We start from the raw sequence: 19,408 nt of genomic DNA on the forward strand, positions 1-19,408 counted from the left end.
ATAAGTAGGTAAGACATGACTGAACAGAAAAGACCGGCGCCGGCCGAAATCCGTGCGTTTCGCGCCGAAAATTCGAAGATGCGCGAGCGCGATATCGCCGCCCGGCTGAAGATTTCCGAGGCAGCCCTCGTCGCCGCCGAAACCGGTATCAGCGTCACCCGCATCGACGGCAGCGCGCTGAAGCTTCTGGAACGCGTCGCAGGCCTCGGCGAAGTGATGGCGCTGTCGCGCAACGAAAGCGCCGTGCACGAGAAGATCGGCGTCTTCGAAAACATCAAGATGGGCATGCAGAGCGCCATCGTGCTCGGCGAGAACATCGACCTGCGCATTTTCCCCAACCGCTGGGAGCATGGCTTCGCCGTCTCCAAGAGGGATGGCGACCAGGAGCGTCTCAGCCTGCAATATTTCGACAAGGCGGGCAACGCCGTGCACAAGGTGCATCTGCGACCGAATTCGAATGTCGAGGCCTATCACGCGATCGTCGCCGAATTGAAGCTCGAAGACCAGTCGCAGGAATTCGTCGAGGCGGAGATTTCGAATGCCGCCGATGAGACCGCCGATGTCGACCGCGACGAGTTGCGCGACAACTGGAGCAGGCTCACCGACACGCATGAGTTCTTCGGCATGCTGAAGCGCCTGAAGATCGGCCGCCAGGCGGCCATCCGCAGCGTCGGCGACGACTATGCCTGGAAGCTCGACAACGGCGCGACGGCGGAGATGATGCATGCCTCGGTGAAATCAGGCCTGCCGATCATGTGCTTCGTCGCCAACAACGGCATCGTCCAGATCCATTCCGGCCCGATCTTCAACGTGCAGACCATGGGCCCGTGGATCAACATCATGGACCCGACCTTCCACCTGCATCTGCGTCAGGATCACATAGCCGAGACCTGGGCCGTGCGCAGGCCGACCAAGGACGGCCACGTCACTTCGCTCGAGGCTTACAATGCCGACGGCGAGATGATCATCCAGTTCTTCGGCAAGCGCAAGGAGGGCTCTGACGAACGCGTCGAATGGCGCGAGATCATCGAAAACCTGCCGCGGGCAGCAAGTGTCGCCGCATAAGGATCGCAACGATGACGATGCGTAACAATCTGCGCCGAATCCGCCCCTGGCAACTGGCGCTGACGGCGGCCGTCATGGCGCTGCCGCTGATCCCTTCGGCGCCGGCGGTCAAAGGCATCGCCTTTGTCCGCGCAGCCCACGCCGAGGAGAAAAAACTCGATACGTCACGCCTGGTTTCAGTCGGCGGCGACGTCACCGAGATCATCTATGCGCTCGGCGAGGAAAGCCGGCTGATCGCCCGCGACACGACGAGCACCTATCCGGAAGCGGCGCTGAAACTGCCCAATGTCGGTTATATGCGCGCGCTCTCGCCCGAAGGCATCCTCGCCATGAACCCGACGGCGATCATCGCAGTCGAGGGTTCGGGCCCGAAGGAGGCGCTGGCCGTGCTGAAGAATGCCAGCGTGCCCTTCGAGACCGTGCCGAGCCCGTTCACCCGCGACGGCATCATCGCCAAGATCGATCGCGTCGGCGCGCTGCTCGGCGTGCCCGACAAGGCGAAGGCGCTTGAAGGAAAGGTCGCGGCCGATCTCGATGCGGCGATCGCCGACGCAGAAAAGCGCCCGGAGGCCGAACGCAAGCGCGTTCTCTTCATCCTCAGCGCCCAGAACGGCCGGATCATGGCCTCGGGCACCGGCACGGCGGCCGACGGCATCATCCAGCTTGCCGGCGCCCTCAATGCCATCGGCGCATTCCCCGGTTATAAGCCGCTGACGGACGAGGCGATCATCGAAGCCAAGCCCGACATCATCCTGATGATGGACCGCGGCGATGGCGCCGGCACCAGAAACGAGGACCTGCTGGCCCAGCCGGCGATCGCGCTGACGCCGGCCGGCGAGAAGAAGGCGATCGTCCGGATGGACGGCATCTACCTGCTCGGCTTCGGCCCGCGCACGGCCGCCGCCGCGCGCGAGCTCAACGCGGCGATCTACGGGGGCTGATCATGGCCCTGCCGCAAGCCATGACGCAACGAGGGCGACGCTTTGCGATGGCAGAAATCGGCGAAACCAGGCGGGCGGGCGACAGAACGCGGCTCGCCGTACTGGCGATCGCGCTGCTTGTCGCCGGCTCCGCCTTCGCGGTGCTGTTTTCGGTGACGACAGGCGCCTCGGATGCCTCGATCCTCGACGTCGTCGGCAACATGACCGGGTCGGAGGCGGCGCTGAGCGCCCGTGACCGGATCATCATCTTCGATATCCGCCTTCCCCGCACGATCCTCGGCTTTCTGATCGGCGCCTCGCTGGCCGTCTCCGGCACGGTGATGCAGGGCCTGTTCCGCAATCCGCTCGCCGATCCGGGCCTTGTCGGCGTCTCCTCCGGCGCAAGCCTCGGCGCGGTCGCCATGATCGTGCTCGGCAGCGGCCTCTCGGCACCGTTCCAGGCGTTCTTCGGCATCTATGCTTTGCCGGTGGCCGCCTTCGGCGGCGGTCTGGTCACGACACTGCTGCTCTACAGGATCGCCACCCGTCACGGCCAGACCTCGGTGGCGACGATGCTGCTTGCCGGCATCGCGCTCGGCGCGCTCACCCTCGCCCTGACCGGCCTGCTGATCTACGTGGCCAACGACCAGCAGCTGCGCGACCTGACCTTCTGGAGCATGGGCTCGCTTGCCGGCGCCACATGGACGAAGATCGCCGCCGCCGGCCCGATCATCCTCTTGTCCTTCATGGCGCTGCCCTTCATGGCCCGCGGCCTCAATGCCATCACGCTCGGCGAGGCAGCCGCCTTTCATATGGGCGTGCCGGTGCAGCGGCTGAAGAATGTCGCGATCGTCGGCGTCGCCGCGGCGACCGGCGCGTCCGTCGCCGTCAGCGGCGGCATCGGTTTCGTCGGCATCGTCGTGCCGCATATCCTGCGCATGGCGATCGGCCCGGATCACCGTTTCCTGCTGCCGGCCGCAGCCCTTCTCGGCGGATCGCTGCTGATCTTCGCGGACGTGCTGGCGCGCATCCTGGTCGCCCCTGCCGAACTGCCGATCGGCATCATCACCGCGGCGGTCGGCGGCCCCTTCTTCCTGTGGATCCTGCTGAAGCAGCGTTCGCGCCTTGCCCTGTGAGCGATCTTGTGAGTGACGTGCAGATGATCGAAGTGTCCGGCCTTTCCGTGCGCCTTTCCGGCAAATTAATCATCAGCGACGTCGCCTTCACCGCCAAGGCCGGCGAGCTGATGGCGATTGCCGGGCCGAACGGCTCCGGCAAGACGACGACGATGAAAGCGATCTCCGGCGAGCTTGCTTATGGCGGCTCGGTGCGCATCGGCGGCGGCGAGGTGCGAGGACTGAAACCCTGGCAGCTTGCCGCCATTCGCGGCGTGCTGCCGCAGGCAAGTAACATCTCCTTTCCCTTCACCGTGCGCGAGATCGTCCGCATGGGCTTGACCTCGGGCATCAATCTCAGTCCCGACAAGGCCGAGGAGACGGCGGCTGCAGCTCTTGCTTCCGTCGACCTGACTGGCTTCGAAGGCCGTTTCTATCAGGAACTCTCAGGCGGCGAGCAACAGCGTGTGCAGCTTGCCCGCGTGCTTTGCCAGATCGCCGAGCCCGTCGTCGACGGCAAGTCCCGCTGGCTGCTGCTCGACGAGCCGGTCTCCAGCCTCGACATCAGCCATCAGCTGACCATCATGTCGCTCGCCCGCGATTTCTGCGAACGCGGCGGCGGAGTCATCGCCGTCATGCACGACCTCAACCTGACGGCGCTCTTTGCCGACCGCGTCGTGCTGATGAAATCCGGCCGCCTCGCCGCCGCCGGCGGCATCAATGAGGTGTTGACCGATGAGGCCATGCTCTCGGTCTTCGGCTGCGCGCTGCGCATCAATCAGGTGCCCGCCGACGGCACGCCCTTCGTGCTCGCCCACAGCGCCGCTTCCCAGCGCTAACCACCGCGTACGGCGGAACTTTTGAGCCCCCAGCACGTTGTCGGCAGTGATTTGAGTCAATGCCGGGCGGCCTCATCTATGCAACGAACGGTCGTGACCCCGTGCAAAACAGGCGGGCTTGCGCGCGCCCCAGCCAAATGGAGACAGCCATGACCTATTCCATTTTTCACTCCGGCCGCAGCCGCCGCAACGGCACCTTCCACAATTTCGAATCCGGCATCGAGGAACAGATCGAGGCACTACGCGACGAACTCGCGGAACTGACGCGCCTCGTCGGCAAGAGTTCCCGCCTTCACGGCAATAAAATCCGCGGCCAGGCAAGCGCCGGCTATGACGAACTACTCGCCCGCAGCGAAGATCTCTTACGCGAATTGCAGCACGGCTACGAGCGCGGCGCGACCGAGATGCGCGAGACCGTGCGCAAACATCCACTGGCAACGATCGGCGCCGCAGCCGCCTTCGGCCTGGCCATCGCCTTCCTCGCCCGGCGCTGAGGAAGCGCGATGCTCTCGATCCTCAGCCTGCTGACGGGCGCAAGCGTGCACCGGACCGTCGCGCGCGCCAAGCGCACCAGCATCTTCATTGTGCTCGCCCTGCTCTTCCTCCTCACCGCCTATGCGCTGGCCGTCAGCGCCGGCGCCATCTGGCTCGCCGGGATCTACGGCCCGGTCGGCGCCGCCCTCTTCCTGGCCGCCTGCGCGCTGCTGATCGCCATCATCCTGGTGGTGGTGATGGTGATGATCAACGCCCAGGAGAAACGCCGCGCCCGCGAGCGCCGCGCAGCACTGGAATCGCTGGCGGCCGTCGGGCTCGGCCTCGTCCGGGCTCAGCCGCTCCTGACCGCCGGCGTGCTGGCGGCCATTGTCGCGGCCAATCTGGTGGGGTCGAAGCGGGAGGATTGAGGAAGGATTGGGTCCGTCATTTCCGAATGCTTTTCAAAAGGAGAGCGTGTATTCCTCCACACACCGGTGGACGATGCACAGACGCCCGCCTCACCCACCCTCATTCCTGTGCCTGTCACAGGAATCCAGCCATGGGGCGTCCGCGCCGTGAAGCACCCGGTACTTCAACGGAAAGAGTCTCTTGCGCCCAAGGACTTGGGCGCACTGAATTCCTGTGACAAGCACAGGAATGAGGGCGGGGAGAGGTAGCGATCACCCCTTAACACCATGCAAAAAGCCGGTGTTTCAGTAGCCGGCCCACCTCAAAACGCAAACGCCTTCGACGTGAGCGGCGCCGATGTCGCATCCGGGCCGAAATCGGCTTCGCCTGAAATCTGCAGCAACTCCTGCAGCCGCTGGCGGGCGCGGTTGACGCGGCTCTTGATGGTGCCGACGGCGCAGCCGCAGATTTCGGCGGCCTCCTCATAGGAAAAACCCGAGGCGCCGACGAGGATAATCGCTTCGCGCTGGTCAGGCGGCAGCTGGTCGAGGGCCTTCTTGAAATCCTGCAGATCGAGCGCGCCATATTGCGAGGGGTGCATCGCCATCGATTCGGTGAACAGGCCGTCGCTATCCTGCACCTCGCGGCCGCTTTTACGCATCTGGCTGTAGAGTTCGTTGCGCAGGATCGTGAAGAGCCAGGCCTTCATATTGGTGCCCATCTCGAAATGATCCTGTTTGGCCCAGGCCTTCATGATGGTGTCTTGAACTAGATCGTCGGCACGATCATGCCTGCCGATCAGAGAAATAGCGAATGCGCGAAGGCTTGGGAGGGCCGCCAGCAGTTCCCGCTTGAAGCTGGGTTGCACTTTATCTTCCATGCGGGCGGTCCTATTCGGCCATCTTGGCGGAAGCCATCATCTCGGCATGGTCGAGCTTTTCGAGAAGATCGAGAAAACGATCCGGGATCGCTTCACCCTGTGCGGCCGCATAAAGCGAGCGCAATTTGACGCCGATCTGATTGTTCGGGTCCAGGATATCGCTTGCCCGCAGCTCCAGCTGTCGCTGATCGGCTGCTTCTTTCTTGCGTGTGGTCATCAATTCGTCTTCTCGCCGGTTGTCTGTTCCAGAGGCGTGCACGGCATAATCACAACTTGAACCCGCGACACCGAGGCTTTCGACTGTCGATGTCGCCGGGTTTGCCGCGGCGTGGGTCAAAATGCTACGCCCTTTCTTTGTCGGCTGGAATAATGCGGCGCGCCCAAAAAAGTTCCTGCTTTTCCGGAACTTTTTTATCAAGATGACGTTAACCGCTCATTGAAGCCAATGCCGGCCTGTATACAGGAGCCATTTATGACACTTTCTACTCGAATTGCGCCGCACCTGCCTTACCTGCGTCGCTATTCCCGCGCGCTGACCGGTACCCAGACTTCAGGTGACGCCTATGTCGCCGCCGTTCTTGAAGCCATCATCGCCGATCTGTCGATTTTCCCGGATACGGCGAATGACCGAGTCGCCCTCTACAAACTGTTTACGCAACTGTTTGGTTCCACTGCAGTCCAGATTCCAGAGCCGACCTCGCCATATGCGTGGGAACAGCGCGCCACCCTCAATCTGTCCAAAGTTTCGCCCGGCGCCCGTCAGGCCTTTTTGCTCGCTTCCGTGGAGAATTTCCGCGTCGCTGAAATCGCAGAAATTCTCGAGCTCGACGAACAGGATGTCATGCAGCTGCTCGACAAGGCTTCGCAGGAGATTTCCCGCCAGGTGGCAACCGATATCATGATCATCGAGGACGAGCCGTTGATCGCCATGGATATCGAACAGATGGTCGAAAGCCTCGGCCACCGCGTCACCGGCATCGCCCGCACCCATGCCGAAGCCGTCGCGCTCTATAACAAGACGAAGCCAAGCATGGTGCTCGCCGACATCCAGCTTGCCGACGGCAGTTCCGGCATCGATGCGGTCAACGACATTCTCAAGACGTCGAGCGTGCCGGTGATCTTCATCACCGCTTTCCCGGAACGGCTTCTGACGGGCGAGCGCCCCGAACCCACTTTCCTCGTCACCAAACCTTTCAACCCCGACATGGTCAAGGCACTGATCAGCCAAGCGCTTTTCTTCAATGAATCGACCAAAGTAGCCGCCTGAGACGCAATTTTCCGGCCTTCGGAACCAAACCGTCGAAACAGGCGTTCCGGTGCTGCCGGGACGCGCTGACGGCCTTAACGGTTTTTGCAGCGCTTTGTTCTAGAGTTGGCAGGCGGTTTCTGGAAGGCGTTCCCTTCAGCGACGTTCAAGATGTCACAAGGAAAGGCGGCCGAGTGAATACGACTGAACCATTGTCGGGCACGCCTTTCACCTTCGAAGGCAAAGCCGCAATGATGGAACGGGCGCTCGGGAGCGCCGGTATTTCAATTCTCTGCCAGGACGCCCGGCTTTCGATTTTCTACGCTGAAAATCTGCCGCCGCATTTCGCAGCGCTTTTCATGCCCGGCGGCACTGATGCCGGCCTTTTCGGTGACATCCATGGGCAGTATCTGACAGCGCTGAAACACAAGGTTCTGGAGACCGGCATCCCCAACAATGCCGAGGTCGAGATCGACGTCGACGGCGAAATGCGCACCTATGAACTGAAAATCCAGCGCACCGGTGACCGTGGCAGGCACGGGCTTCTGTCCGTCATGACTGAGGTCACCGAAAGCCGGCATCGTGAAAAAGTACTGAAATCGCTGCTGCGCGAACTCTCGCACCGTTCGAAGAACCTTCTCGCCATCATCCAGGGCATCGCTACGCAGACGGCGCGCAACACACTCTCTCTCGACAGCTTCCTCCTGAAATTCCGCGGGCGGCTGCAATCGCTTTCCAATTCCCAGGACCTGATCACGGATTCGAGCTGGCGCGGCGCCTATCTCTTCGAACTCGCCGAAAAACAATTCGCCCCCTACTGGCCGGAGACAGCCGGCTCCATGCCGATCTACGGCATCAACGCGCATCTGACGCCGAATGCCGCCGTACATCTCGGGCTCGCCCTCCACGAACTCATCGTCAACTCCGCCTCCTATGGCGCAATTGCCGGCGGCGCTGCCTCCATCACGCTCAACTGCCGGGAGGCTGCGATTGGCGACAGAAGGGCGATCGAAATCGCCTGGGCTGAAGTGCTGCAGGATCAGTCGGAAGTCCACGAATTCAGCGACAACAGCTTCGGCCGCACCGTGCTGGAGCGTGTCGTGCCCTCGTCGGTCAACGGCAAAGCGGAACTGAACCTTGTGCCCGGTCGCATCGAATATCGGCTGTGCATTCCGGAAACAGAATTCGAAATCTTCAGGCGTGTGTGAAAGCCTCAATGATAAACGGCAAACGGAAAAACAGCCGGTGCGAGGGCGGCGCACCGGCTGTCTTCACTCACCGGGAGGGGACCGTGAGTACGTCCGGATAGTGGGTTGGGGGCGCGCATGTTGGGTCGATGCGATCACCATCCGGATATCGCATTAACGAGGACGTCCAAGTTTGGTTCCCTGGGATCGTAAAAAAAATCCACTTTTTGAATCTTTTTTCGGACGCCCTGCCTGAGCCGAACCCGCAAATATTTCACTTACCCAAAGTGGGAGAATTTCTCCTGTGAAAACAGAAGCTTGCGCGGACGCTCGCAAGAGCGGATCGTGGAAATTTTACCGTTTGATAAATTTTTAAACCTGAGTTAGGCTTTCCCTCACAGGCCGTTTACCAATAATGAGGGAACTTCAATGGAACGACTGGAAACTGGGATTCATGCCGGCCGGCTTTCGCCCGCCGAGTATGAGGCTAACTTTTCCGATCTTCATCCACGCCTCGACAATCACGAGGCGCTGGTCGCCGCCGATCGCTGTTATTTCTGTTATGACGCGCCGTGCATGACGGCCTGTCCCACCTCGATCGACATTCCGCTGTTCATCCGGCAGATCTCAACCGGCAACCCGATCGGCTCGGCGAAGACGATTTTCGATCAGAACATCCTTGGCGGCATGTGCGCCCGCGTCTGTCCCACCGAAGAGCTCTGCGAACAGGCCTGCGTGCGCAACACCGCCGAAGAGCGTCCGGTCGAGATCGGCAGGCTGCAGCGTTATGCGACCGATGCCGCCATGCAGGCAGGCCGACAGTTCTATATCAGGGCCGACGCCACGGGAAAGAACATCGCCGTCGTCGGCGCCGGCCCGGCAGGCCTTGCCGCCGCCCATCGCCTGGCGGTGAAAGGCCACTCCGTCACCATCTACGATGGCAGGGAAAAATCTGGCGGCCTCAACGAATACGGCATCGCCACCTATAAGACGGTCGACGATTTCGCCCAGAAGGAAGTCGATTACGTCCTTTCGATCGGCGGCATCGAAGTCCGCCACGGCACCCTTCTCGGCCGCGATTTCTCGCTTGCCGACCTGCAGGCGCAATATGATGCCGTCTTCCTCGGCATCGGCCTTGCCGGCGTGAACGCCTTGCGCATCGAGGGCGAGAACCTTGCCGGGGTCGACGACGCCGTCGATTTCATCGCCGCACTGCGCCAGGCCGAAGACAAGGGCGACATCGCCATCGGCCGCCGTGTCGTCGTGCTCGGCGGCGGTATGACGGCGATCGACGCTGCCGTGCAGGCAAAGCTGCTCGGCGCCGAAGAGGTGACGATCTGTTACCGCCGCGGCAAGGAGCATATGAACGCCTCGGAATTCGAGCAGGATCTGGCCAGCTCCAAGGGGGTCATTATCCGCCATTGGCTGGCGCCAAAATCGATCCTGGCGCAGGACGGCAAGGTCGCCGCCATCGAAGTGGAATACACCAAGCTCGTCGAAGGTCGCCTGGTCGGTACCGGCGAGACCGGCGTGATCGCCGCCGACCAGATCTTCAAGGCGATCGGCCAGAGCTTCGACGCCTCCGGCCTCGGTTCGCTGCGCATGGAATCCGGCCGCATCGCCGTCGATGTCGAAGGCCGCACCTCCCTCGACGGCGTCTGGGCCGGCGGCGACTGCGTCTTCGGCGGCGAGGACCTCACGGTTTCCGCTGTTGCCCATGGCCGCGACGCGGCTGAATCCATCCATCGCGCCCTCTCCGCAGCAGCCGCTCCGGCTGTCGCGGTTGCTTGAAGGGGAGAATGAACCATGGCTGATCTGCGCAATAATTTCGTCGGCATCAAATCCCCGAATCCGTTCTGGCTGGCGTCTGCGCCGCCGACCGACAAGGCCTATAATGTCGAGCGCGCCTTCAAGGCCGGCTGGGGCGGCGTGGTATGGAAGACGCTCGGCGAAGAAGGCCCGCCCGTCGTCAACGTCAACGGCCCCCGCTACGGCGCCATCTGGGGCGCCGACCGCCGCCTGCTTGGCCTCAACAATATCGAGCTCATCACCGACCGCGACCTCTACACCAACCTGCGGGAGATGAAGCAGGTCAAGATGAACTGGCCGGACCGGGCGCTGATCGCCTCGATCATGGTGCCCTGCGAAGAGCAGGCCTGGAAATCGATCCTGCCGCTCGTCGAAGAGACCGGCGCCGATGGCATCGAGCTCAATTTCGGCTGTCCGCACGGCATGTCGGAGCGCGGCATGGGCTCGGCAGTCGGCCAGGTGCCGGAATATATCGAAATGGTCGTGCGCTGGTGCAAGCAGTACACCCGCATGCCCGTCATCACCAAACTGACGCCGAACATCACCGATATCCGCCGCCCAGCCCGCGCCGCCAAGGCCGGCGGCACCGACGCCGTCTCGCTGATCAACACGATCAATTCGATCGTCTCCGTCGACCTCGACAACTTCGCCCCCAACCCAACGGTCGGCGGCAAGGGCAGCCATGGCGGTTACTGCGGCCCGGCGGTCAAGCCGATCGCCCTCAACATGGTGGCCGAGATCGCCCGCGATCCTGAAACCTACGGCCTGCCGATCTCGGGCATCGGCGGCATCACCACCTGGCGCGACGCCGCCGAATTCCTCGTTCTCGGCGCCGGCAACGTCCAGGTCTGCACCGCGGCGATGACCTACGGCTTCAAGATCGTCGACGAGATGATCTCGGGCCTTTCCGACTGGATGGACGAAAAGGGTCATCGCACTCTCGACGACATCACCGGCCGCGCCGTGCCAAACGTCACCGACTGGCAGTATCTGAACCTCAACTATATCGCCAAGGCGAAGATCGACCAGGATGCCTGCATCAAATGCGGCCGCTGCCATATCGCTTGCGAGGACACCTCGCACCAGGCGATCACCAATGTCGTCAATGGCCTGCGCCATTTCGAGGTGATCGAAGAGGAATGCGTCGGCTGCAATCTCTGCGTCAACGTCTGCCCGGTCGAGAACTGCATCACCATGGAACCGCTGGCCGCCGGGACCCTCGACAAACGCACCGGCCGCGTCGTCGATCCGAACTATGCCAACTGGACGACCCACCCGAACAATCCGATGGCCCGCCAGGCGGCGGAGTGACGGCTTTGCAACGCTGCGGACATGCCTAGTCCGCGGCGTTGTGCTGCCGCGAATGCCAATCCGAGCTTGATTGGCAGCTCGGAGGTGACGAGGGCGCTTCTGGGAACATCATGACGCTGCCGAAGTTAGCGCAGGCGATCTCCACGAGAGACCTATGCGCGACAACCCTAGCAGCGAAAACTTGAAATCGATGCCCCCTGGTTCAGGCCGACGTCTCCCGATTGGAGCGGAGGTTGATGCTGAAGGTGTTTCATTCCGCATATGGGCTCCTGCGCGGAAGCGCTGTTTCCTCGTGATTGACGACGTCGAGTATGAGATGACGGCGGAGGATGGCGGATATTTTCACCTTTATCTCGTTGGTCACGCTGCAGGCACGAGATACCGGTTCCACTTCGGTGACGCGACCGATCTTCTTGCCGATCCTGCTTCGCGCTTTCAGCCCGATGGCCCATCGGGGCCTTCTGTTGTCGTGGATCCGGGGCGTTATCAGTGGAATGATCGTGATTGGCGAGGCATCCGCCCAATCGGAGTTGTTCTCTACGAGATGCACATCGGCACCTTCACTAGGGAAGGTACGTTTGTCGCGGCCAAGGAGAAGCTGGCGAAACTGCGCGCAATCGGCATCAACTGCCTTGAAATAATGCCGATCAATGAATTCGAAGGCGAATTCGGCTGGGGATATGACGGCACACTGCTATATGCTCCGACGCGCCTCTATGGAACTCCGGATGACGTGCGCGCCTTCATCGACGAGGCGCACCGGATCGGCATCGGGGTGATCCTCGACGTGGTCTACAACCACTTCGGTCACGGCGAGCGTTTCTGCGAGTTAACGCCCGATTATTTCACCGAGCGCTACTCGAACGAGTGGGGTAAGTCGATCAACTTCGATGGCCCGAACAGCCACGGCGTTCGGGAATATGTCGCAAAAAACGCGGCCTATTGGATCGACGAATACCATTTCGATGGTCTGCGTATCGATGCAACCCAGGCCTTGTTCGACGCGAGCCTGGAACACATCGTCACGGTCATCGCCAGGGAAGCGCGGGCCGCGGCAGGACAACGGCAGATCTATCTCGTGAGCGAAAATGAGCCGCAACAAACCGACATGGTGCGGCCGGCAGCGACGGGAGGGCATGGGCTGGACGCCTTGTGGAATGATGATTTCCATCGTTCCGCCACCGTCGCTCTGACCGGGCGCAACGAAGGGTACTACCATGATCATCGCGGTACAGCGCAGGAATTCGTGTCCGCCGCCAAATATGGCTGTCTGTTTCAGGGGCAGCGATATGACTGGCAAGACCGACCGAGGGGAACCGCCGGGCTCGACCTCAAACCGTGGAATTTCGTGCACTTCCTCCAAAATCACGACCAGATCGCCAATTCCGGCACCGGCGCCAGGATCGGCCAGATAACGTCGCCAGCCCGCCTTCGGGCCCTGACAGCTCTCCAGTTGCTGGGCCCGCAGACACCCATGCTCTTTCAAGGGCAGGAGTTTGGCGCCTCATCTCCCTTCTGTTATTTCGCAGATCATGACGGAGAATTCGCCGACACTGTACGGCAAGGTCGGCGTGAATTCATCAGCCAATTCCCCAATCTGAGGGACAAACGGCTCATCATCCAGATGGCGGACCCATGTGCCCGCGAGACGTTCGACAGCGCGAAGCTTGATTGGGCTGAATGTGAAAACAACGCGGCTGTCGTTCTTCTTCATCGCGACCTGCTCAAACTGCGTCAAACACACAAGGCCTTTTCTCGCCAAGCCTGCGCTCGTGATGGCCAGATAGACGGCAGCGTCCTATCGAGCTCCGCCTTTCTCCTGAGGTTTTTCGCTGAGCAACAGTCTGACGAGAGGCTGCTGCTAATCAACTTCGGCAAGGACCTCGTCATCGATAGTCTGCCGGATCCGCTTTTTGCTCCACCACAAGGCCAGCAATGGCGTCTTTGCTGGTCGAGCGAGGACGCTTCTTACGGCGGCAGCGGACGCCGACCTTATGACTTTCAGAAGCGTTGGGTGTTGAATGGGGATATTGCTTTGGTTCTCGCCTCCGTAAAGGTGAGCAACGGTCGACCGGCCTCACCCGGCCCCACGAACGACCGTTAAGCCGGAATCTCGCGAGACGAAAACTCCGGCCCCTAACCGAAAACATCGCTCGCTCTGTAGAGGCCGGTTTGTGCAGCATCCTCTCAGGGCAAAGAAAACCGACATGCGGTCGATAAGGCGGGTCCAGACGACAAGCCGACGCTCATCGATAGTCCGGCGCAACGAACGGGTTGCCCAGCTCAACCGTGATCGAGCCGATATGCGATGCGGGCGCCATCCTCCTGAGCGGTTCAGGTGGCGTCACCGATCCTTTCACGTCCCCGGCGCGTCTCCAGTTCGTGAGCGTATGGGCCGGCATGCCCGCCCGTTCTCATGAAGTGCCTATCTATCTCAGCGATGATCGCTTCAGCCTTCTCTCCACCATTCAATCTGATGAGAGCGTCCAATTTTGCTTCCGTACGATCGTCGTTTTCTTTCGAAGAGGGGGAGCCGATATAGAGGAAGTAGGCAAGACCAACGACCTGCCAGAGCAATTGCAGGAATTCGGACTGCCAGTTTTCAAAAGTGTCTCTGCTCATTTCCATGAGGTAGGCGTTGATCTCAGGCGTTTGCCCGTGGCTCTGCTGCTCGCCGACAAAGGCGAACCAGCCAAACAGCCAATGGCCGGCGAGCGAAAATAGGAAGAAGCCAACGGTGATCCAGGCATAGGCGTACTTTTTGAACATGATACCTCCTTAGACAGGTCTATTCTCGAGTGCGGTTGTGTGAGAGACCAGCCGCATTTGCCGACATGCTCATCAGCTGATCCCTGACCTGCCTTCCAAGTCATCCCGCGCAGAGCGATCGAAGGAAGCAACCGACGCTCCAGCCTGGAAGTTCGGCAGTACCTCGCGTCCGAAGATTTCGATGAACTCGCGCTGATTGCGACCGACATTGTGAATATAGATCTGCTCGAATCCCATCGCGACATCGGCTTCCAGCCATTCGACATGCCGATGCGGCTCGGCCGAGATGCGAACGTGCTCATCCATATCCTCCGGCCGCACCTTGAGGCAGGCCTCGTCGAACTCCTCCGGCAATCGAAGCATCTCGGAGATAGCGGCGGAAATCGCGTTGCTGCGCCACTGGTCGTAGGCGTTTGTCCTGGCTTCGTCTTCGGACCCGGCATAGGAAATGTGCGTCTGTAAGTAGAGTGGCTTTCCTGCCCCGCCCCCACGCCGGAAGGCATCGACGATCTCGCCAAGCTTGTCCCGCGGCTGATTGATGGTGATGAGCGCATCCGCCCAACTGCCTGCCCACTCTGCCGTGTTTGGCGACAGCGCGCCGGCGACAATCCGTGGAAGGTCGTCGGGAAGTGTATGAACGCGTGCCTGATCGACTTTGATGGGCTCTGCGCGACTGACAAGCTTCCCCGACCATAAATCCCGCATGATTTCCACCGCCGCCCTCAGCCGTTCATTTCTTTCGGGTTTCGAGGGCCAGCGGTCGCCGGTGACATGCTCATTCATCGCCTGCCCGCTGCCGACGGCAATCCACGGCAAGCGCCCTGGAAACATCTGCGCGACCGTCGCGCCCGCCTGTGCGGTCAGTGCCGGATGATAACGCCAGCCCATCGGAACGGTAATGATACCGAACGGAATAGAGTGCGTGGCCTGGAGCGCCGCCCCTAGCCAAGCCCATGCAAAGCCAGACTGACCTTGCCTCTCGCTCCATGGCGTCAGGTGGTCCGACGACATCACCGCCTGGAAACCTGCGGCCTCTGCGGCTTGCACATGTCCGAGGAGCTCGCTTGGCGAAAATTGTTCGTGGGACGCGTGATAACCGATCAGCGTCATGATCCGTTCCCTTCCGAAATAAACCAGTGATAGGCGTAGGGCTCAAGCTCAGGGCGCGGATGGGCGACCCCCTCGTACTCCATGTTGCCTATGAGATCTCGAAAGCGTTTGGGTTGCATGCCGCCGAAGTTGATTTCTGTTCTGATTTGCCGATCCGCAAGATTATGGACGAGCAACAGGAGCGCGCCGGCCGCTTCAAAACCGTGGACCAAAACAGCCGGATCGCCGGCGCTCAGCCTCACCAGCCGGCCCTTGGTGAAAAGCGGCTGGTTCCTGCGTAGGAAAATAAAGCGCTTAACCCTGTTCAATAGAGAATTCGGGTCCTCACACTGGTCGGCCACGTTCACCTTTCTATAGGAAAACGGCCCCTCGGCGACGAGCGGCTGGCATAGCTTTCCGCTGCTGGCGTTGGAGAACCCCGCGTTCCTCTCCCCTGACCACTGCATCGGTACCCGCACGGTGCTGCGTCCGGGCTGAGAAAGGTCCTCCCCAATGCCAATCTCGTCCCCATAGACGATAAGCGGCGGCCCGCTCAGAGAAAAGATGATGCTGAAGGCAAGTTCGATCCGCTGCTGATTGCCACCTAGCATGGGCGCGACGCGGCGGCGGATGCCGCGGCCGAAGGCCTGCATCTCTTCCTTCGGCGCAAAGGCGTCGAAGACATTCTTCTTCAAATCCGCCGGAACCTGTGAAAAATCGAGCTCATCGAGGTTGCGCAAGAAATTTACCCAGCCGCAGCCCGCTGGCGGCTCCGGAAGCAGGCTCAGTCCTTGGTTGATGGAGGCCGCGTCCTCTCTGGCGAAACCTGCGAAGAGGTAGCAGGCGAGCATGAAATTCAGCAGAAGATGAAGTTGGTCCCCCTCTCCAAAGAAGGCGTCGGAAGCCTCCGGCCGAAGATTGACTTCTCCGAGAAGCACACCGCCCGGTCGCCTGCTGTGCAGATAGCTTCCAATCTGCCTCAATACGCCATGTGGATCGCGGGGGTTGGCGTGTTCGAACCCTTTGTCGGCAATAATAAGTGGAGCCGCGTCCAGCCTGAACCCGCTGACGCCGAATGCAATCCAGTAATCGACGATACGCAATATCTCTTCACGCACCTGCGGATTTGCAATATTCAGTTCAGGCTGAAAGTCGTAGAAGTTATGGAAATAATAGGCTCTCGCCACCTCATCGTAGGTCCAGAGGCTGTTCACTTCGCCCGGAAAAATCGACTTCGCCCCGGAAGCGACGGGTGGAGGGTCGGCGCTCCAGACATAGTAATCGCGGTAGCGCGTCTCGTCGTCGTGTCTGGCGGCTTGGAACCAGGGGGGCTGATCAGAGGTGTGATTGACGACGAGGTCGATAATGACGCGAATGCCGTGCTCACCAGCGCTGTGCAGAAAAGCCAGGAAATCTTCAAGCGTCCCCACCTTCGGGTTGATCGAGTAAAAATCACTGACGTCATAACCGTTGTCGCGGTCAGGACTGCGATAAAACGGAAGGAGCCAGATGCAGGTGATGCCAAGCTCCGAAAGATATGTCAGCTTTTCCGCAAGACCGATGAAGTCACCAATGCCGTCGCCATTGCCATCCGCAAATTTCTCAACATCTATACTGTAGATCACGGCCTCCTTATACCAGCTACTGCTTCGGTGCGGCTCCACGACGGTCTCCTGTTAGTCCTTGCTGGAAACATCTAACGGTTCCGGAGGGGCTGAGTTCCTTGGATCCTCTCAGGTTCACTGGCGTCGCAGGATGATGGAGGGTGTTTTTCCTGTCGGAACCTGCCGGCACCGGAGGAGTTCATCCGCGGAGCAAACGAGAACGGCCGCGATAACGCTCGCACTCCAATGCATTGGAGCACCGCCCCCTATGGCGGCTTTTCGACCGGTGTGCCTTGGATCGAAGTCAATCCCAACTATTCGAAAGTCAATGCCGAAGCGGCCACTAGGGACGAGAAGTCGATCTGGAACCACTATCGCAAGCTGATCGCCCTCCGGAAGACGCACCCGCTCATCGTCTACCGCGAATACCGATCCTGGCTCGACCAACACCCCAATGTCTTCGTCTATACCCGTACGCTCGATAGCGACGATCAGCGAAACCATTGAGCTCAAGCCATACGAGGCGTTCGCCATAAGCGTCTGAGTGAAGCTCCGAAACGAACATGGCAGGTCTCGCCGGGACCGGAGTGACGGCTTTGCAACGCCGTTGACAAAGGTCGATCCGCAGCGTTGCATTGAACCGGCAATAGATTTATGTCGAACTCGCTGCACGATCGCAGCGTGTAACCGCAGAGGAGGCAGCCATGGCTCGCAAACACCTCACCGACTTCAGCTTTTGAGGTCACGTCGAAACGACGTAAATCCTTCCCGTCCGAAGCCCGGGTCAAGACCGGTTCGCAGATCGTTCATGGCGATGTCGAATTGATCGAAAAACTCGGCCGCAACGATCCCTGCCCCTGCGGTTCCAGGAGGCGGTTTCAAGAATTGCTGCCTGCATTCCGGCCGCTATGACGGCATTCAACGGGATTACTATTTTTAGAAACCGTGACTGAAGGTGGCGGCGCCCTTTACAGAAGGGCGCCGCTCATCATGCGGGCAAAGCGACATGCCGGATCACAGCTGGAAAGTCCTGATCTCGTTGCCCCGTTCGATGGTCCGGTTGGCGACAAAGCGTCCGGATTTGGTCGCCGCCTGCTTCTCAGCCTCAATTTGGTGCAACATTGCTTGGAGGCGCTGAAGCGCCAGGGCTTTGTTGCGGTGCTTGGAATTGCAAGCATGAGGCGCGCTAACCGCAGAATGATTTCCGATAGGCGCCTGGGCTCGTCCCCAGCCTCCGACGAAAATGATGCCGCATGGTCGCCAGCGTGCCAAAGCCGCTTGATATGGCGATGTCGTCGAGCGATACCGCAAGCTCTTTCTCGAGAAGATCGCGCGCGTGCCGCAGCCGCTCCTTCAGCAGCCACTCGCCGACACTCTCACCCGTTGCGGCTTCGAAGCGGCGTTGAAAGGTGCGCATGCTCATGCCCGCTCTTTTGGCGAGCAGATTGATCGGCTGCTCCTCGGACAGGCTTTCCCGCATCCATTCGATCAGCGGCCCGAGACGCATGCCCTCGCGCTCCTCCGGCACGGGAGCCGCGATGAACTGCGCCTGCCCGCCCTCACGATGCGGCGGAACGACCAGCCGTCGCGCCACGCTGTTTGCGGCATCCGGGCCGAAATCGCCGCGCACCACATGCAGGCAGAGATCGATGCCGGCCGCGCTTCCCGCCGCCGTCAGAATGCTGCCCTCGTCCACGTAGAGAACATCGGCGTCAAGAGTGATGTCGGGATAACGCGCTGCGACCGAGGCGACGTAGCGCCAATGCGTGGTCGCCCGCCGTCCGGCGAGCAGACCGGCCCCAGCAAGCACGGCAACGCCGGAGCAGAGCGACATGATGCGCGCGCCGCGCTGATGGGCTGCCCTAAGCGCTGCGGCGAGCGGCGCAGGCACCGGCGCATCGATCGCCCGCCAGCCCGGCACGACGATCAGGTCCGCCTCCTCAAGCACCTCCATTCCCTTGTCGACGGCGACCGTCAACCCGCCGGCGGCGCGCAGCGGCCCCGGCTCGATGCCGCAGACGGAGAAGCGATACCAGCCTTCGCCCATCTCCGGGCGCGGCAGGCCGAAGACCTCATAGGCGATGCCGAATTCGAAGGTGCAAAGCCCATCATAGGCAAGGGCTGCGACCAGGGGGCCTTTCGTCTGATGCGGCGATGTGTTTGGCATGATTTTTACGGTGTCAGTCATGATGGCCAATTTCGCAAAGCTGTAGCATCGGCGATACCAGGCTGCAATTCCAACACGAAAGGAAAGACATATGCCAAGCCCTGTCGCCGAAATACCCGCCGCCGAGCCCGATCTCGCCGCCGCCCATTATGCCGCCAAGCTCGCCTTCGAAACCGATTGCTCGGATGTCCATGCTGCCTTTGCCGGCGCCAAGGTCGATTTCGTTCTCCTCGACGTGCGCTCGGCGGCCCTGTTTGCGCAATCCCATGTACCTGGCGCGATCAATCTTCCGCACGGCAAGATGACCGCGCACCGCATGTCGGAATGGGCAAGGGACACGCTGTTCGTCGTCTATTGCGCCGGTCCCCACTGCAACGGCGCCGATAAGGCCGCTTTCCGCCTCGCCAAGCTCGGCCTGAGGACGAAGTTGATGATCGGCGGCATGACCGGCTGGGCCGACGAGGGCTTTGCCTTCGAAAGCGCGGCCATGGCTGCCGAATAAGACGGACAATGCCCTCATCATGC

The 19,408-nt window shown here is 60.9% G+C and carries 20 protein-coding genes; 14 read left to right on the top strand and 6 right to left on the bottom strand.

Annotation, left to right across the window (positions count from 1 at the left end; genetic code table 11):
- The first annotated feature begins 15 nt into the window (after positions 1-15).
- The 6 genes from EFR00_RS28865 to EFR00_RS28890 all read left to right on the top strand — a co-directional run bounded on the left by EFR00_RS28865 (position 16) and on the right by EFR00_RS28890 (position 4,841).
- Positions 16-1,065, top strand: a complete 1,050-nt coding sequence (locus EFR00_RS28865) for a hemin-degrading factor (protein ID WP_077990084.1) — start codon at positions 16-18, stop codon at positions 1,063-1,065.
- A gap of 11 nt (positions 1,066-1,076) precedes the next feature.
- Positions 1,077-2,006: a heme/hemin ABC transporter substrate-binding protein gene (locus tag EFR00_RS28870; RefSeq protein WP_077990083.1), complete on the top strand. Its 930-nt coding sequence runs from the start codon at positions 1,077-1,079 to the stop codon at positions 2,004-2,006.
- Between the two features lie 2 nt (positions 2,007-2,008).
- A complete protein-coding gene (locus EFR00_RS28875) occupies positions 2,009-3,121 on the top strand; it encodes a FecCD family ABC transporter permease (RefSeq protein WP_077990082.1) in 1,113 nt (370 codons plus the stop codon).
- Positions 3,122-3,144: 23 nt separating this feature from the next.
- Positions 3,145-3,939 (top strand): heme ABC transporter ATP-binding protein, encoded by a 795-nt coding sequence (locus tag EFR00_RS28880; RefSeq protein WP_077990098.1) that lies wholly within the window; start codon positions 3,145-3,147, stop codon positions 3,937-3,939.
- A 149-nt stretch (positions 3,940-4,088) separates the two neighbouring features.
- A complete protein-coding gene (locus EFR00_RS28885; protein WP_009991145.1) occupies positions 4,089-4,433 on the top strand; it encodes a DUF883 family protein in 345 nt (114 codons plus the stop codon).
- 9 nt (positions 4,434-4,442) lie between these two features.
- Positions 4,443-4,841, top strand: a complete 399-nt coding sequence (locus EFR00_RS28890) for a hypothetical protein (RefSeq protein WP_077990081.1) — start codon at positions 4,443-4,445, stop codon at positions 4,839-4,841.
- Between the two features lie 302 nt (positions 4,842-5,143).
- Here the strand turns inward: EFR00_RS28890 and EFR00_RS28900 are convergent, their stop codons facing one another.
- Positions 5,144-5,701: an RNA polymerase sigma factor gene (locus EFR00_RS28900; protein ID WP_004677121.1), complete on the bottom strand. Its 558-nt coding sequence runs from the start codon at positions 5,699-5,701 to the stop codon at positions 5,144-5,146.
- Between the two features lie 10 nt (positions 5,702-5,711).
- Positions 5,712-5,918, bottom strand: coding sequence for a NepR family anti-sigma factor (locus tag EFR00_RS28905; RefSeq protein WP_038690788.1), 207 nt, complete (start codon positions 5,916-5,918; stop codon positions 5,712-5,714).
- Positions 5,919-6,173: 255 nt separating this feature from the next.
- Here EFR00_RS28905 and EFR00_RS28910 point away from each other — a divergent pair, with 255 nt between their 5' ends.
- The 5 genes from EFR00_RS28910 (at position 6,174) to treZ (ending at position 13,358) form a co-directional block, all read left to right on the top strand.
- Positions 6,174-6,968, top strand: coding sequence for a response regulator (locus EFR00_RS28910; RefSeq protein WP_020922074.1), 795 nt, complete (start codon positions 6,174-6,176; stop codon positions 6,966-6,968).
- Positions 6,969-7,159: 191 nt separating this feature from the next.
- Positions 7,160-8,155 carry a sensor histidine kinase gene (locus EFR00_RS28915; RefSeq protein WP_038690792.1) on the top strand — a complete coding sequence of 332 codons (996 nt, stop codon included), beginning with the start codon at positions 7,160-7,162 and terminating at the stop codon, positions 8,153-8,155.
- Between the two features lie 408 nt (positions 8,156-8,563).
- A complete protein-coding gene (locus EFR00_RS28920; protein ID WP_077990079.1) occupies positions 8,564-9,925 on the top strand; it encodes an NAD(P)-dependent oxidoreductase in 1,362 nt (453 codons plus the stop codon).
- Between the two features lie 15 nt (positions 9,926-9,940).
- Positions 9,941-11,254 (top strand): NAD-dependent dihydropyrimidine dehydrogenase subunit PreA, encoded by a 1,314-nt coding sequence (preA, locus tag EFR00_RS28925; protein ID WP_038690796.1) that lies wholly within the window; start codon positions 9,941-9,943, stop codon positions 11,252-11,254.
- A gap of 190 nt (positions 11,255-11,444) precedes the next feature.
- A complete protein-coding gene (gene treZ / locus EFR00_RS28930) occupies positions 11,445-13,358 on the top strand; it encodes a malto-oligosyltrehalose trehalohydrolase (RefSeq protein WP_077990097.1) in 1,914 nt (637 codons plus the stop codon).
- Between the two features lie 230 nt (positions 13,359-13,588).
- Here treZ and EFR00_RS28935 read toward each other — a convergent pair whose 3' ends face one another.
- The 3 genes from EFR00_RS28935 to EFR00_RS28945 form a co-directional block, all read right to left on the bottom strand.
- The gene (locus EFR00_RS28935) at positions 13,589-14,023 is read right to left on the bottom strand and encodes a DUF6766 family protein (protein WP_009990469.1); all 435 of its coding nucleotides are present in this window, start codon (positions 14,021-14,023) and stop codon (positions 13,589-13,591) included.
- Positions 14,024-14,095: 72 nt separating this feature from the next.
- On the bottom strand, positions 14,096-15,133 hold the full coding sequence (locus tag EFR00_RS28940) for a TIGR03885 family FMN-dependent LLM class oxidoreductase (protein WP_077990078.1): 1,038 nt from the start codon (positions 15,131-15,133) through the stop codon (positions 14,096-14,098).
- On the bottom strand, positions 15,130-16,776 hold the full coding sequence (locus tag EFR00_RS28945; RefSeq protein WP_077990077.1) for an alpha-amylase family protein: 1,647 nt from the start codon (positions 16,774-16,776) through the stop codon (positions 15,130-15,132). Before EFR00_RS28945 ends, EFR00_RS28940 begins: the two co-directional genes overlap by 4 nt.
- Before the next feature lie 141 nt (positions 16,777-16,917).
- Here EFR00_RS28945 and EFR00_RS28950 point away from each other — a divergent pair, with 141 nt between their 5' ends.
- Both EFR00_RS28950 and EFR00_RS33750 read left to right on the top strand, forming a co-directional pair.
- Positions 16,918-17,223 (top strand): alpha-amylase family glycosyl hydrolase, encoded by a 306-nt coding sequence (locus EFR00_RS28950; protein ID WP_483428776.1) that lies wholly within the window; start codon positions 16,918-16,920, stop codon positions 17,221-17,223.
- A gap of 315 nt (positions 17,224-17,538) precedes the next feature.
- Positions 17,539-17,628: an SEC-C metal-binding domain-containing protein gene (locus tag EFR00_RS33750; protein WP_225880876.1), complete on the top strand. Its 90-nt coding sequence runs from the start codon at positions 17,539-17,541 to the stop codon at positions 17,626-17,628.
- A gap of 274 nt (positions 17,629-17,902) precedes the next feature.
- Here the strand turns inward: EFR00_RS33750 and ftrA are convergent, their stop codons facing one another.
- Entirely contained in the window at positions 17,903-18,904 is a 1,002-nt protein-coding gene (ftrA, locus tag EFR00_RS28965; protein ID WP_077990076.1) for a transcriptional regulator FtrA, read from the bottom strand.
- Between the two features lie 70 nt (positions 18,905-18,974).
- Here ftrA and EFR00_RS28970 point away from each other — a divergent pair, with 70 nt between their 5' ends.
- Positions 18,975-19,385 carry a rhodanese-like domain-containing protein gene (locus tag EFR00_RS28970; RefSeq protein WP_009993328.1) on the top strand — a complete coding sequence of 137 codons (411 nt, stop codon included), beginning with the start codon at positions 18,975-18,977 and terminating at the stop codon, positions 19,383-19,385.
- The last annotated feature ends 23 nt before the right edge of the window (positions 19,386-19,408 follow it).

Origin of the sequence: Rhizobium sophoriradicis (genome assembly GCF_003939025.1) — a bacterium.
Classification (GTDB): Bacteria; Pseudomonadota; Alphaproteobacteria; order Rhizobiales; family Rhizobiaceae; genus Rhizobium; species Rhizobium sophoriradicis.

What these genes read in the sequence shown, in the direction of transcription:
- EFR00_RS28900 (WP_004677121.1), bottom strand. Translation starts at nt 5,701, where the DNA reads ATGGAAGATAAAGTGCAACCCAGCTTCAAGCGGGAACTGCTGGCGGCC.
- EFR00_RS28865 (WP_077990084.1), top strand. Translation starts at nt 16, where the DNA reads ATGACTGAACAGAAAAGACCGGCGCCGGCCGAAATCCGTGCGTTTCGC.
- EFR00_RS28940 (WP_077990078.1), bottom strand. Translation starts at nt 15,133, where the DNA reads ATGACGCTGATCGGTTATCACGCGTCCCACGAACAATTTTCGCCAAGC.
- EFR00_RS28870 (WP_077990083.1), top strand. Translation starts at nt 1,077, where the DNA reads ATGACGATGCGTAACAATCTGCGCCGAATCCGCCCCTGGCAACTGGCG.
- EFR00_RS28890 (WP_077990081.1), top strand. Translation starts at nt 4,443, where the DNA reads ATGCTCTCGATCCTCAGCCTGCTGACGGGCGCAAGCGTGCACCGGACC.
- ftrA (WP_077990076.1), bottom strand. Translation starts at nt 18,904, where the DNA reads ATGACTGACACCGTAAAAATCATGCCAAACACATCGCCGCATCAGACG.
- EFR00_RS28880 (WP_077990098.1), top strand. Translation starts at nt 3,145, where the DNA reads ATGATCGAAGTGTCCGGCCTTTCCGTGCGCCTTTCCGGCAAATTAATC.
- treZ (WP_077990097.1), top strand. Translation starts at nt 11,445, where the DNA reads ATGCCCCCTGGTTCAGGCCGACGTCTCCCGATTGGAGCGGAGGTTGAT.
- EFR00_RS28920 (WP_077990079.1), top strand. Translation starts at nt 8,564, where the DNA reads ATGGAACGACTGGAAACTGGGATTCATGCCGGCCGGCTTTCGCCCGCC.
- EFR00_RS28935 (WP_009990469.1), bottom strand. Translation starts at nt 14,023, where the DNA reads ATGTTCAAAAAGTACGCCTATGCCTGGATCACCGTTGGCTTCTTCCTA.
- EFR00_RS28970 (WP_009993328.1), top strand. Translation starts at nt 18,975, where the DNA reads ATGCCAAGCCCTGTCGCCGAAATACCCGCCGCCGAGCCCGATCTCGCC.
- EFR00_RS28875 (WP_077990082.1), top strand. Translation starts at nt 2,009, where the DNA reads ATGGCCCTGCCGCAAGCCATGACGCAACGAGGGCGACGCTTTGCGATG.
- preA (WP_038690796.1), top strand. Translation starts at nt 9,941, where the DNA reads ATGGCTGATCTGCGCAATAATTTCGTCGGCATCAAATCCCCGAATCCG.
- EFR00_RS28905 (WP_038690788.1), bottom strand. Translation starts at nt 5,918, where the DNA reads ATGACCACACGCAAGAAAGAAGCAGCCGATCAGCGACAGCTGGAGCTG.
- EFR00_RS28885 (WP_009991145.1), top strand. Translation starts at nt 4,089, where the DNA reads ATGACCTATTCCATTTTTCACTCCGGCCGCAGCCGCCGCAACGGCACC.
- EFR00_RS28910 (WP_020922074.1), top strand. Translation starts at nt 6,174, where the DNA reads ATGACACTTTCTACTCGAATTGCGCCGCACCTGCCTTACCTGCGTCGC.